Here is an 11,718-nt window from a genome sequence, read left to right on the forward strand (position 1 = left end):
CTGCCCGCCGCACCCTGAACACCGAGCCGAAACCCGGCCCCACCACGCCCTGACACACCCTCACCCGACACCTCGCCTGACAAGTTGACAACGCCTCCACAAGTCCCGCCGCCTCGCCGCATTGGAGGTACGGCATGCGGCCGTGGTCCGTGACCGGCAGGCCGGGCGGGTTCGTGTGGTGCGGGGCGGCAAGCGTCTCCTCAACACCCGCCACCACCTCACCCGGGCCCGGCTCACCGAAGACCAGTGGCGGGAACGCTGGGACGCGGAACGCTGGTTCATCGCCGCTGATGGTGAGTCGGGGAAGCGGTTCGGGAACGAGACGGTCCGCGTCACCCCGGACGGCGAGGTCAGCATCAGACTGCCTGCCCCGCTCGCCCACCTGGCCAATGCCAAGCACGGCCGGTACACCCTCACCACCCGTATCGGCTTCGTGCACCGGGGCCAGGAGTGGGCCGACCGCATCGAAGCGAACCGGGCCGTCGCCTACCGCATCCACCTCGACGTGGACCGCGGCCGCTGGTACCTCACCGCATCCTGGCAACGCCCCGTCATCCAGACCATCCCGTTGGAGACCGCCCGTGCCCGGGGCATGATCGGCGTCGACACCAACGCCGACCACTTCGCCGCCTACCGCCTCGACCGGCACGGCAACCCCATCGGCGACCCGCACCGCTTCCCCTACGACCTGTCCGGCACCGCCGGTCACCGCGACGCACAGATCCGCCACGCCCTGACCCGGCTGATCCACTGGGCCAGGCAGGCCGGGGTCGCCGCGATCGGCATCGAAGACCTCGACTTCACCACCGAGAAGACCCGGGAGAAGCACGGCCGCAAGAAGCGATTCCGGCAGCTCATCTCCGGCATCCCGACCGGCAGGCTCAAGGCCCGCCTCGTCTCCATGGCCGCCGAACACGGCCTCGCGATCGTCGCGGTCGACCCCGCCTACACCTCCCAGTGGGGTGCCCAGCACTGGCAGAAGCCGCTGGTCACCTCCCACCGCACCATGTCCCGTCACGATGCCGCCGGCATCGCGATCGGACGACGCGCTCTCGGACACCCGGTCCGGCGTCGGACGGCACCGCCCCCACACGACCGGAGAGATCGTGCGGGGCATCGGACCGCCCAGGCCCCACCGAGCACCCGGGGACGTGAGGGAACCCGCCCGCCCACAACGGACCGGCCCCTGGAGAGCCGTCACCGAACGGGACGCGAAAGCGGGAACCCAGCGCATCCAACACCGTTCGGGATGCGCCCAGTACACAGCAGTGGGTCCAGGACTCACTCATGCGCACTGGATAGGAACGGTCTGCCGCTATCGGGGTGCGATCGCATTGAGCCAGTCGTCGACGGTGACGACATCCGCCCACTGCGGGAAGAGTCGCTCGATGAGGACCCGGTGCACCTCTGGGTCGGTGTCCAGACAGCCGTCGGAGAGGACGGTGAGGCCGAAGTCCAGGTCGTTCGCCTGGCACAGGGTGTACAGCACCACAGCGCTGGTGGCGATGCCGGTGAGCACGAGGCTGTCGATACCGCGTGCCCTCAGCACCACGTCGAGATCGCTGCCCGAGAACGCGCTCGCCCGTCTCTTGGAGACCATCACGTCGCCCGGCCGGGGCGCGACCTCGGGGTGGATCTCGGTGCCCGGGTCGCCCTCGACATATAAGCCGGCCCGCGCGATGGCGGTGAGAGCCCTGTTTCGCGTGCCGACTTCCGGAAATCCGGGCCGCAACGCGATAACCACATAGATCACGGGGATGTTCGCCGCCCGGGCCCCGTCGATCGCCCTGCGCAGGCGTGGCAGGTATCCGGAGCCGTCGTCGGCGACGTCAACGATGTCCCGTTGGACGTCCATCACGAGGAGTGCACTTTTCGCCATTGCCGTCCCTTCGTCACTGAGAAACAAGAACAAGTCTGAGGGATCAACCGAGCCGCGGTGGAGGTTTCGGAGATCCTCATCAGCATCGCGCCGCAGTGCCCACGGACACCGCGACAGCGTAGGAGCTCCAAGCCACCCAGAACCGAGGATCACAAACAGGTACTCAGGCCGGCCTCGCCGACCAGGGCCTCGGTCTGGCGCCGGTAGTCGCATGCCTCACAGCCCCGCCGCCTGCTGCTGACCGGGCCCGGAAAGCACAAAAGCCGCCCCGTTTCCCGGGCGGCCCTTGTGCAAGGCACTTTGGCCAGCTGAAGGAAGCCCGCGCCGCCCTCGGTGAGGGCGGGTCACCCCTCACTCCCAGAATCACGACGGGAGTTGCTGGGTGGCGATGCCGAGCGCCCCGCGTCAGAACAGGACGGGTTCGTCGGCCGGGCCTCGGTTCACCACCCGGTGATACGTCTTCACCCGGCCCACGTGCCCCCGGACCTGGTGGCGGATTTGCCTGGTGGTGTCCCGCCAGGCCGTGGCGTTGGTGTTCCACAGGTATCCGGGATCGACCCCGCCCGACCTCGCAGATCAGGCACCGGCAACTCGTCACACGTCAGCCGACAGGCTTCTCGGGAGGGGTCGGTTTGGTGGTGAGCAGTGCCGTGATCTCCTGGGCGATCTCCGGGCCGAGTTCGCCCCAGCCGTCCTTGTAGCCGTAGACGCCGGCCAGGGTGCGGGCGTCGTAGTCGCCGTTCATGATCTCGATGTCGGTGGTGGTGATGAGTGCCGGGTGGGCGACGCCGACAGCTCCCGAGACCTTCAGCAGCTCCTTACGCAGGGTGCGCAGGTAGACAGCGGCCCGGGTGGCCTTCGAGGGCGCGTCGACACCGCGCACCAGCCACGGGTTCTGGGTGGCGATGCCGGTGGGGCATGTGTCGGTGTGGCATTTCTGCGCCTGGATGCAGCCGATGGACAGCATCGCCTCACGGGCCACGTTGATCATGTCGACACCCAGGGCGAAGGCGACGACGGCGTTCTCGGGCAGGCCGAGCTTGCCGGAGCCGATGAAGGTGAGGTCGTCGGTCAGCCCCAGCTCGGCGAACGTGCTGTAGACGCGAGAGAAGCCCATCCGGAACGGCAGCGACACCGAGTCGGTGAAGATCAGCGGCGCCGCCCCGGTGCCGCCCTCGCCTCCGTCGATGGTCACGAAGTCGACCCCACGATCACCACGCGCCATCAGCGTGGCCAGCTCCTGCCAGAAGCTCATCTCCCCCACCGCGCTCTTGATCCCGACCGGCAGACCGGTCTCGGTGGCGAGCAGCTCCACGAAGTCGAGCATCGAGTCGACGTCGTGGAACGCGGTGTGCCGAGAGGGGGAGGCGCAGTCCTTGCCGGCCGGGATGCCGCGGATCTTGGCGATCTCGGGGGTCACCTTCGCGCCCGGCAGCATCCCACCGAGCCCCGGCTTGGCGCCCTGGGAGAGCTTGATCTCTATCGCCTTGACCGGGGCGCCTGCGACCACGTCCTTGAGCTTGTCGAGGTTGAAGGTGCCGTCCTCGTTGCGGCAACCGAAGTACGACGTCCCGATCTGGAGGACGAGGTCGCCGCCGTTGCGGTGGTACGGCGAGAGGCCGCCCTCGCCCGTGTTCTGCATCGCGCCGGCCAGCGCCGCGCCTTTGTTGAGCGCCGTGATGGCCGCGCCGGACAGCGATCCGAAGCTCATCGCCGAGATGTTCACCACGCTCGCCGGCCGGAACGCCTTGGCGCGCCCGCGCGGGCCGCCCAGCACCTTGGCCGAGGGCAGCGGGGCCTGCGGGTCGTGCAGATCGGGCAGCGTGCCGGCGAACGTCCGCTGCTTCACGTACGCGTGCCCCTGCACGTGCTCGACGTCTACGTCGGTTCCGAACCCGAAGTAGTTGTTCTCTTCCTTCGCCGACGCATAGATCCAGGTGCGCTGGTCACGACTGAACGGGCGCTCCTCCTCGTTGGACGTCACGACGTACTGGCGCAGTTCCGGCCCGATCGTCTCCAACAGGTACCGGGCGTGCCCGATCACCGGGAAGTTCCGGAGCAGTGCGTGCTTCTTCTGGACGAGGTCTCGGGCAGCCACCAGCGCCAATGCTGTTGCGGCGGCCGCGCCGATGCTCCGAGCGCGCATGAACGTTCCTCTCCTCGGCTGCTCGATACCCGACTCCATCGCTGTGCGGCGGACGTCGTGGGCGTTGGGCGGCGGACACGGCCAGGCGGGCATCGGCGTCCGACGACGAAACGCCACATGATGTTAGACGTCTCGCGGATGGGCGGACGGGGCAGGGTGTGTGAGTCCGGCCGCGCTGCTGGCATCCCCTGGGGGATGCCTTGTCGATAACGTGTCGAGCCGGCGCCTGCGCCGACTGGGAAGTACGCCTACACCGACGCATCGAACGAGCTCACGCGCATCCTGGTCCGAAGACCGGCTGCGAAGCCCCGTTCGCGACAACTCTCCGTGTGACGAAGGCAGTCGGCGGGTGCGTCCCCAATGCCGGAGCCTGGAGCTGGCCAAGCTCGTCAAGAAGGTCCGCAACGGCGCCTAGGACATGTATCGAAAGTGCCTGGTGAGGATGGCGGAGAGCCCATTTGTGATCCAGAATGATTGGATGGTCACGCTTGAGACTCCCCGTTTGATCCTGCGTCGCTGGCGCGAGGAAGACGTTGCGCCCATGGCTGCCGTCAATGCCGACCCCGAGGTCATGCGGTGGATCCGTGACGGCAGCGTCCGTGACGAACAGCAGACTCGCGGCGGGGTCCAGGCATGGGAGAGCGAGTGGGAGTCACAGGGCTTCGGCCTGTTCGCCGTGGAGATCCGGTCCACTGGCGAGCTGGCCGGGTTCACCGGCCTTTCGGTGCCCGACTTCTTGCCGGAGGTACTGCCGGCGGTTGAGGCCGGCTGGCGGCTGGGACGTTCCCACTGGGGGCAGGGCTTGGCCACCGAGGCCGCTGCGGCCGCTGTACGGTTCGGGTTCGAAGAACGAGGGCTGGAGCGGATCGTCAGCATCACTCAAGTGGGCAACGACGCCTCCGAACGGATCACGGCCAAACTGGGGATGCATCCGGTCCGTGAGACCGTCAATCCCACCTGCGGTCGGCGAGTACGGGTGTTCGAGTTGTTGTCGGACCAGTACGTCACAACCACTCGTTGATGGCGGCAACGAGGACGGTAGCCTCGGAGCGGACCGCGAGTTTGTCGTACCTGGTGGCCACGGCTCGATGTCTCTTGAGGCGATTGATGCCGCACTCGACCGCGTGCCGGGCCTTGTAGTCCTCTGGGTCGAACTTCGGTGGCCGGCCACCGCTGGACCCGCGCTTCTTGCGGTTGCGGACCTGGTCGGCCTTGTCCGGAATGGTGCAGCGGATACCGCGACGCCGCAGGTAGGCGCGGTTCTTGCGGGACGCGTACGCCTTGTCCGCCCGTACCCGTCGCGGGCGCACGCGGGGCCTGCCGCACCCCAGTCGGGGCACCCGGATGCGGCCCAGCACGACGTCGAACTGCGGAGAATCCCCGCGCTGCCCGGCCGTGATCACGATGGACATGGGCTTCTGCCTCTGTTCGACGGCCAGGTGCAGCTTGGTGGTAAGACCGCCGCGGGAGCGTCCTGGCCGTGGTCGTCCGGCTCGCAGGCGACACCGCCAGGCGGTTCCGGTTGGAACTCCCCTTTTTACGCGCACCGGCGGCGTGCTGGTGGGCGCGCACGATCGTGGAGTCTACGTTGAGGTCCCAGGTGATCAGCTCCTTGGCATCCGCCCGGGCCTGCAACGCGGTGAAGATCCGATGCCAGGTGCCGTCCCGCTGCCATCGACGGAACAGGTCGTACACCCGACCCCAGGTTCCGTACTCGGCGGGCATGTCCCGCCAAATGGACACCGGTGCGGACCCGGAACCGTATGCCGTCGATCAGCTGTCGCCGGGCCCACGTCAGCGGGCGCCGGGCTTCTTGCCCCTCGGCAACAACGGCTCCAGCACCGCCCATTGCTCGTCCGTCAGATCTCCAACTGCCACGAACCAAGATCATCCCACGACCAAGATCTCAACACCGTTGCGTTTGGCCGGGAAGCGGCACGTCAAGGGCCTGGAGCGTTACCTGTCGGGTGAGGAATCCTCCCGACAGCCAGGTGTGGCTGGGGCGTCGAGTGCGACGCCGGGCGGGACGAGGTCCGTCACGTACTGCCGGAAGGACTCCTCCGCGTCGTCCTCGGAGAGGGCGGTCAGTGGGCTGGTCGGCCAGACCGGCCGTTCCTCGATCCAGGCGACCGCAGCGGCGGGGTCCTGCGCAACGCTCCGCAGCTCCAGGGTCCCTCCCGGGGGCAGGAGTACTGCGCCCGGAACCACGGGGGCCCCTCACCTGGCGGAACGCGAGCGAGCGCGTTCGTGCCCTTGAGGTCATTCCGTTGTCCGCCCACATCACCCACGGGCCTGGTTGAACCGGAGGTCACGGTTGACGAACAGGTGGACGTAGCCGCACGACTGGCAGATCAGGCCGGTCGCCGACTCGTTCGCCCAGGCCAGGTCGAAGAGCTCCATCCCCGTGCTGTTCAGCTTGACCTCCCGCTTGCGGAACGTGTCGTTGTCGCACATCAGGCAGTGGATCGGGTGCTCTCCGATCGCCGCGTGTACAGACTTGGCCATGCTGGTTCCCCTCTTCCTGCGTTAGTTCTGGCGGTGCGCGGGCGCGGCTGCACCGTCGGGCCGCGACGCATGCCGTCCGGTGGGACGTGCGCGCGGGTGGCGCGGGTCCGTCGCGCCGCGAGAGCCGGGGCAGCACCTGGTCACCGCCAGCGACTACGTCCCGGGGCATACAGGTGCGCTCGGTGCGGATGCGGCCGGTGCCGGTGAGACTCAGCTCGCCGACGGCCTGTGTGATCATCGTGGCCGCCCCATCGCTCCCCCTGTCCCGTCGCGGTTTCCGTCTTCCAGCATCAGGCCCACGCCCATGCCTCCGGTGGGGCCATCCTGAAGCAGGACCACGGCCCAAGGCATTGCCGCTGCCAGGCAGTCTTTGACGTCGTCTTGATGCCGGGCGCGAACCCTGACGGACGGCGCGCCACTCTTGGTCCCCGCGCGTCAAGAACTCGTCAGCGACGCGTCAGGAATCGGGGAGGGACCGTGACGGAGAGAGAGCCGGCCGAGGAGTACCTGGAGGGGTACGCCGAGATCCTGGCGGGTGTGTGCGCGACCCGCCGCAGGCTCACCCGGGAGGAGCGCGAAGCCCTGGGTTCGCTCGGGGAGCGGGCCGCGGAGGCCGGCATCGGACTGCGGATGCCCCGCCGCCTTCCCCACCCCCAACAACGCAGCAGGCAAGTCGCATCCATCCTCGACTCGCACTCCGGGAAAGCGATCCGGTTTTCCGGTCCCTTCGGTCCCTTCAGGTGAGGTGTCGCTCAGGCGGCCCAGCACGACCGTGGCCAGACGCAGCGCGGCATGCAGCTCGCGCACCTCGGCGACGGTGGGGCGGACGATGTCCGACCAGTCGCCGTTCAGCCCCGGCCAGGTGGCGAGCAGCACCTGCTCACCCGCAAGCCCTGGGTGGGCCGTGACGTCCATCCGGCCTTCGCCGGCCGGAACCCAGGACAGCAGGATCTCGCCCGGCGGTATACGGGTGGGCGAGGTGAGCGGCGCCCGGACGACCTGGAGCCGGCGCCGGGAAGCGGCCCACCGCGGTGACCAGCGCGCCGCGCACATCACCGGGCATCGGCGACTTCACCAACGTCCGCAGGGCGACCGGGCTGTCGTGAGCGCCGTGGTCCCGCACCACGGTCAGGGCCGGCCTGCGCGCGGTCGCCCAGGAACGGGCGCCGTGGAAGGGGCGGCGGTTCCACGTGCGGGCCGCGAGCCGACCCCCGTCTCCTGCCGAACGTGGTCATGAATACCTCCGTGCGGAAACACGACGCACGACAGCGCCGTACGAATCGTTCACACTGGCCCGCCGGCGTCCGGCACACACATCGGTCAAGTGACCGCGGGACAGTGGGTCAGTCGTCGGACCGTTCGCGGTCGTCCAGCAATTCGCCGAGGAAGGCGCCCCAGTCCAGGGCGTCCGCCTCCGCCTCCGCCGACACGATCTTGTACGTGGCCTCCAGCCACTCCCCGACCTCCGCGACAGGCAGCTCGAACACCGCGCTGCTCTCCCTCGACTCCAACAGCAGCCAGGCCACCTCCCCCTCCTCACCCTGCACCGGCCACGCCTGCACGTCACCCTCCCCGCTCTCCTCGTACAACCCCCGATACAACAACTCGCGACCGATACGCCACGTCACACCCCGGCCACGCCAAGGAGTGAACGTCACCGACACCACCATCGGCGACACCGCATCGAACCGGAACTCGGCCCGAATGGGATGCACCGGCACACCGTCCAGCACCCGCCGGACGTCCAGACAAAGAACCGGCAACTCCCCCGACACCGCCTGACCTGCCCGGACACCGGCCTGTTCGCCGTTCATGACGGAAATCCCTTTCGTGGTCGAGAACCTCACCCCGACTCTCCCCCACCAGCACACCCCACGACATCCGTCACCTGACCCTGACACCGCATACGTCACCGCCACCCAACTCCCCCGCACCAACCGCCTCCACGCCCGGCGCCCCCGCCCACCGGTACGTCATTTGACTGGCGCTGCAGGTCCGTTCGGACCGGGCGGCGAACCGGTCATGTCCGGAGGCAACCCGCGACGGGGTCCAGGCCGTTGTCCAGGTATGAATGGCACACGTACCCCCGAACACGGCGCCTGCGCCCCACCCGCTCGTCCCGTCCGTCGACCCGGTACGGCACCGCCCTCGTCGTCAGCGCCGTGGCCGCGCTGAGTGGTTGCACCGTCGGAGGGAACACCGGCTCGGCGTCCTGGCCCGCCGATCCCGTGCGGACCACCGTCGCCGCCAGCCGCCCGGAGCTTTCCGACACGACGGTCCGGCACACGTCGGCGCACAGTGGGCCATGCTTGTACGCTACGAGGCGCTCTGTTTGTATCCCCGGCTCAGCCGGGAGGAGCTCGGTCCTCCCAGGCCTGCACCGTCCTCACCACCCTCTTCGACGACTGGGAGGAAGCACTCGGGCGCGGCATGCGGGCCATCACACCCGACGAACCCGAGACGGCACGCGACCGCGTACGCAGGATCCTCACCGCCATCCAGGGCGGCGTCGTGATGCTCCAGGCCACCGGGCGCACCGACTACCTCGACGCCGCCCTCACCGCTTGCGGGAACCACGGACCGTCAGTCCACGTCGTCAGTCCGCGTCGTCATCCGCGAGCAGGTGGGCACGGCCGAACATCGATGCGGTCTCCCGTGCCGTCGGCGTACCTGTGTCCAGCTCCGCGCCGGCCTGCCGCAGTACCGCCACCACGTCGTCCGCGCCCTTGAACAGGGCGCCGGCGATGGGGGTCTGGTCCCGTGCGTTGCACACATCCGGGTCGGAGCCGAGCCGGACCAGGGCCCGCACGGTGTCGGCGTGACCGTGATACGCGGCGAGCATCAGGAGCGTGTTGCCCGCCGCGTCGCTCACATCCACCGGGAGCCCGTGCTCCATGAACTCCACCAGTTGCTCGGTACTGCCCAGCCGGGCCAGATCCATGGCGACGGCCACGACGCGTTCCGTCTGCTCGGGAGTCAGCTCACCGCTGGTCATACGTGCATTCTCCAGGCCCTGGGCGTCTGGCGTGTTCCGCTCCGGGGGGCCGGGGTCAGAGGTCCCCGGCTGCCAGGGCCTCGATCGCCTTGCGGACGCCTTCGCCGTAGGCCGGATCGGCCTGGGTGCAGTTGGCGATGTGCCGTTCGACGGTGCGCTGCGACGCGCCGTTGATCGCGCGCGCCGTGTTCTCGAAGAGAGCCCGCTGTTGCTCGGAGCTCATCAGGCGGAACAGATTACCGGGCTGCTCGAAGTAGTTGTCGTCGTCCGCACGGTAGTCGAACCGGTCGGCGACCGCTCCCACGGCCTGGCCTGGCTCACGGTAGGCGGACTGCTCCTGCCAGAGTCCGTAGGAATTGGGCTCGATGCCCGGGGTGGCCCCGTGATTGCCGTCGACGCGTATGCCGCCGTCGCGGTGGTAGGAGTTCACCGGGTTCTTCGGGGTGTTGACGGGGATCTGGTGGTGGTTAACGCCGAGGCGGTAACGCTGGGCGTCGCCGTAGGAGAAGAGCCGGCCCTGCAGCATCCGGTCGGGGGAGAAACCGATGCCCGGCACCACGTTCGCCGGGGTGAAGGCGGCCTGCTCGACATCCGCGAAGTAGTTGTCGGGGTTGCGATTGAGCTCCCACTCACCGACCTCGATCAGCGGGTAATCCTTCTTCGACCAGACCTTGGTGAGGTCGAAGGGGTGGAAGCGGTAGCTCTCCGCGTCGGCCTCCGGCATGACCTGGATGAACAGCTTCCACTTCGGGAAGTCGCCGTTCTCGATCGCGTCGAACAGGTCACGCTGGTGCGACTCGCGGTCCCTGCCGATGAGGGCCTGGGCCTCGGCGTCGGTGAGGTTCTTGATGCCCTGCTCGGTCCGGTGGTGGAACTTGACCCAGAACCGCTCGCCCTCGGCGTTGACCAGGCTGTAGGTGTGCGAGCCGAACCCGTGCATGTGACGGTACGAGGCGGGAATGCCTCGGTCGGACATCACGATGGTGACCTGGTGCAGGGATTCGGGGAGGTTGGTCCAGAAGTCCCAGTTGTTCTCGGGGTCGCGGAGGTTGGTACGCGGATCGCGCTTCACCGCGTGGTTGAGATCGGGGAACTTCAGCGGGTCGCGGAAGAAGAACACAGGGGTGTTGTTCCCGACCAGGTCCCAGTTACCCTCGTCGGTGTAGAACTTCAGGGCGAAGCCGCGGATGTCCCGCTCCGCATCGGCCGCGCCACGCTCACCCGCGACCGTGGAGAACCGGGCGAACATCGCGGTCCTCTTGCCGACCTCGGAGAAGATCTTCGCGCTCGTGTACCGCGTGATGTCGTGAGTCACCATGAAGTTCCCGAACGCGCCCGAGCCCTTGGCGTGCATCCGGCGCTCCGGAATCACCTCGCGGTCGAAGTGGGCGAGCTTCTCCAGGAACCACACGTCCTGCAGGAGCATCGGGCCGCGCGGACCGGCCGTCAGGGAGTTCTGGTTGTCGGGAACCGGTGCGCCGGCAGCCGTGGTCAACGGCTTCTGGTTGTTCTCGGGCATAGTTCGCTCCTCGCTGAGTGGTTCCTCGCATGTGTCAACGCATGGCATCCCTGGCCGGTCGAGTGCCCACGCAGACCGCCCTGCAACTTGCGCCGACACATATCCTAGATAGGAACATATCCACGTCAAGTGTGACCTGAGGACACATGTGTTCTTGATGCCGACGCCACTGCTGTGAGGTCGAGTCGTACCGACGATCTCGTACTGGTGGGCCGTACGACGGTGGGGTCGACCGGCACCGTCCGGCCGATGTCATGTCCGACGCCACCGTCGTCTGCTCGAACCTCTCCTTCGCGTGGCCCGACGACACCCGGTCTTCCACGACCTGTCCTTCATCGTGCCCCCGCTGTGCCGCAACCTCGGCACGCTCAGCGGCGGCCAAGTCGTCTCTCTCGGCCTCGACGCGCGGCACAAGCTCTATGCCGTGCTCGGGGACTTCACCGGCTGCCTGCTCCTGGGCAGCCACGGCCGCGCGCTGCTCGACGGCATGGAACGCATCGCCGAACTCGGCAGCGACGAACTGCGCCTTTACGGCGGCGACTTCACCGAGACGAGGAGGCGGTCCGCGCCGAGCAGGAGGTCGTCGAGAAGAACGTCCGCAATGCCGAGCAGGAGCTGAAGCGCCGGGCCACGCTCGCGACCAGCCGTGCACTGATCGCGAGCGTGCGGGGCTG

The 11,718-nt window shown here is 68.2% G+C and carries 8 protein-coding genes and 4 pseudogenes; 4 read left to right on the forward strand and 8 right to left on the reverse strand.

Annotated features, from left to right (window positions below; genetic code table 11):
• Nucleotides 1–121 precede the first annotated feature (121 nt).
• Nucleotides 122–1,168: pseudogene (locus AB0915_RS23570) on the forward strand (IS200/IS605 family accessory protein TnpB-related protein); the annotation flags it as partial.
• A 147-nt stretch (nucleotides 1,169–1,315) separates the two neighbouring features.
• On the opposite strand, the gene AB0915_RS23575 reads toward AB0915_RS23570, so the two are convergent.
• On the reverse strand, nucleotides 1,316–1,879 hold the full coding sequence (locus tag AB0915_RS23575) for an isochorismatase family cysteine hydrolase (RefSeq protein ID WP_366692986.1): 564 nt from the start codon (nucleotides 1,877–1,879) through the stop codon (nucleotides 1,316–1,318).
• A gap of 601 nt (nucleotides 1,880–2,480) precedes the next feature.
• Nucleotides 2,481–4,025 (reverse strand): FMN-binding glutamate synthase family protein, encoded by a 1,545-nt coding sequence (locus AB0915_RS23580; RefSeq protein ID WP_366692962.1) that lies wholly within the window; start codon nucleotides 4,023–4,025, stop codon nucleotides 2,481–2,483.
• 478 nt (nucleotides 4,026–4,503) lie between these two features.
• On the opposite strand from AB0915_RS23580, the gene AB0915_RS23585 reads away from it, so the two are divergent.
• A complete protein-coding gene (locus AB0915_RS23585; RefSeq protein ID WP_366692987.1) occupies nucleotides 4,504–5,046 on the forward strand; it encodes a GNAT family N-acetyltransferase in 543 nt (180 codons plus the stop codon).
• On the opposite strand, the pseudogene AB0915_RS23590 reads toward AB0915_RS23585, so the two are convergent.
• From AB0915_RS23590 to AB0915_RS23600, 3 genes and pseudogenes are all read right to left on the reverse strand, one after another.
• Nucleotides 5,030–5,903, reverse strand: a pseudogene (locus AB0915_RS23590) (IS5 family transposase). The gene AB0915_RS23585 and the pseudogene AB0915_RS23590 sit on opposite strands and share 17 nt — an antisense overlap.
• Nucleotides 5,904–5,981: 78 nt before the next feature.
• On the reverse strand, nucleotides 5,982–6,233 hold the full coding sequence (locus AB0915_RS23595; RefSeq protein ID WP_366692963.1) for a hypothetical protein: 252 nt from the start codon (nucleotides 6,231–6,233) through the stop codon (nucleotides 5,982–5,984).
• A gap of 72 nt (nucleotides 6,234–6,305) precedes the next feature.
• Nucleotides 6,306–6,530, reverse strand: a complete 225-nt coding sequence (locus AB0915_RS23600) for a zinc ribbon domain-containing protein (RefSeq protein ID WP_366692964.1) — start codon at nucleotides 6,528–6,530, stop codon at nucleotides 6,306–6,308.
• Between the two features lie 477 nt (nucleotides 6,531–7,007).
• Between AB0915_RS23600 and AB0915_RS23605 the strand changes: the two are divergent.
• A pseudogene (locus tag AB0915_RS23605) lies at nucleotides 7,008–7,160 on the forward strand (PucR family transcriptional regulator); the annotation flags it as partial.
• Between the two features lie 713 nt (nucleotides 7,161–7,873).
• Here AB0915_RS23605 and AB0915_RS23610 read toward each other — a convergent pair.
• From AB0915_RS23610 to AB0915_RS23620, 3 genes are all read right to left on the reverse strand, one after another.
• Nucleotides 7,874–8,344 (reverse strand): SsgA family sporulation/cell division regulator, encoded by a 471-nt coding sequence (locus tag AB0915_RS23610; RefSeq protein ID WP_366692965.1) that lies wholly within the window; start codon nucleotides 8,342–8,344, stop codon nucleotides 7,874–7,876.
• A 782-nt stretch (nucleotides 8,345–9,126) separates the two neighbouring features.
• On the reverse strand, nucleotides 9,127–9,525 hold the full coding sequence (locus AB0915_RS23615) for an ankyrin repeat domain-containing protein (protein WP_366692966.1): 399 nt from the start codon (nucleotides 9,523–9,525) through the stop codon (nucleotides 9,127–9,129).
• A 55-nt stretch (nucleotides 9,526–9,580) separates the two neighbouring features.
• Nucleotides 9,581–11,044, reverse strand: a complete 1,464-nt coding sequence (locus tag AB0915_RS23620; RefSeq protein WP_366692967.1) for a catalase — start codon at nucleotides 11,042–11,044, stop codon at nucleotides 9,581–9,583.
• 254 nt (nucleotides 11,045–11,298) lie between these two features.
• On the opposite strand from AB0915_RS23620, the pseudogene AB0915_RS23625 reads away from it, so the two are divergent.
• Nucleotides 11,299–11,668 (forward strand): annotated as a pseudogene (locus tag AB0915_RS23625) (hypothetical protein); the annotation flags it as partial.
• Nucleotides 11,669–11,718: the final 50 nt, after the last annotated feature.

It is taken from the genome of Streptomyces sp. NPDC048411, assembly GCF_040704695.1.
Taxonomy (GTDB): Bacteria; Actinomycetota; Actinomycetes; order Streptomycetales; family Streptomycetaceae; genus Streptomyces.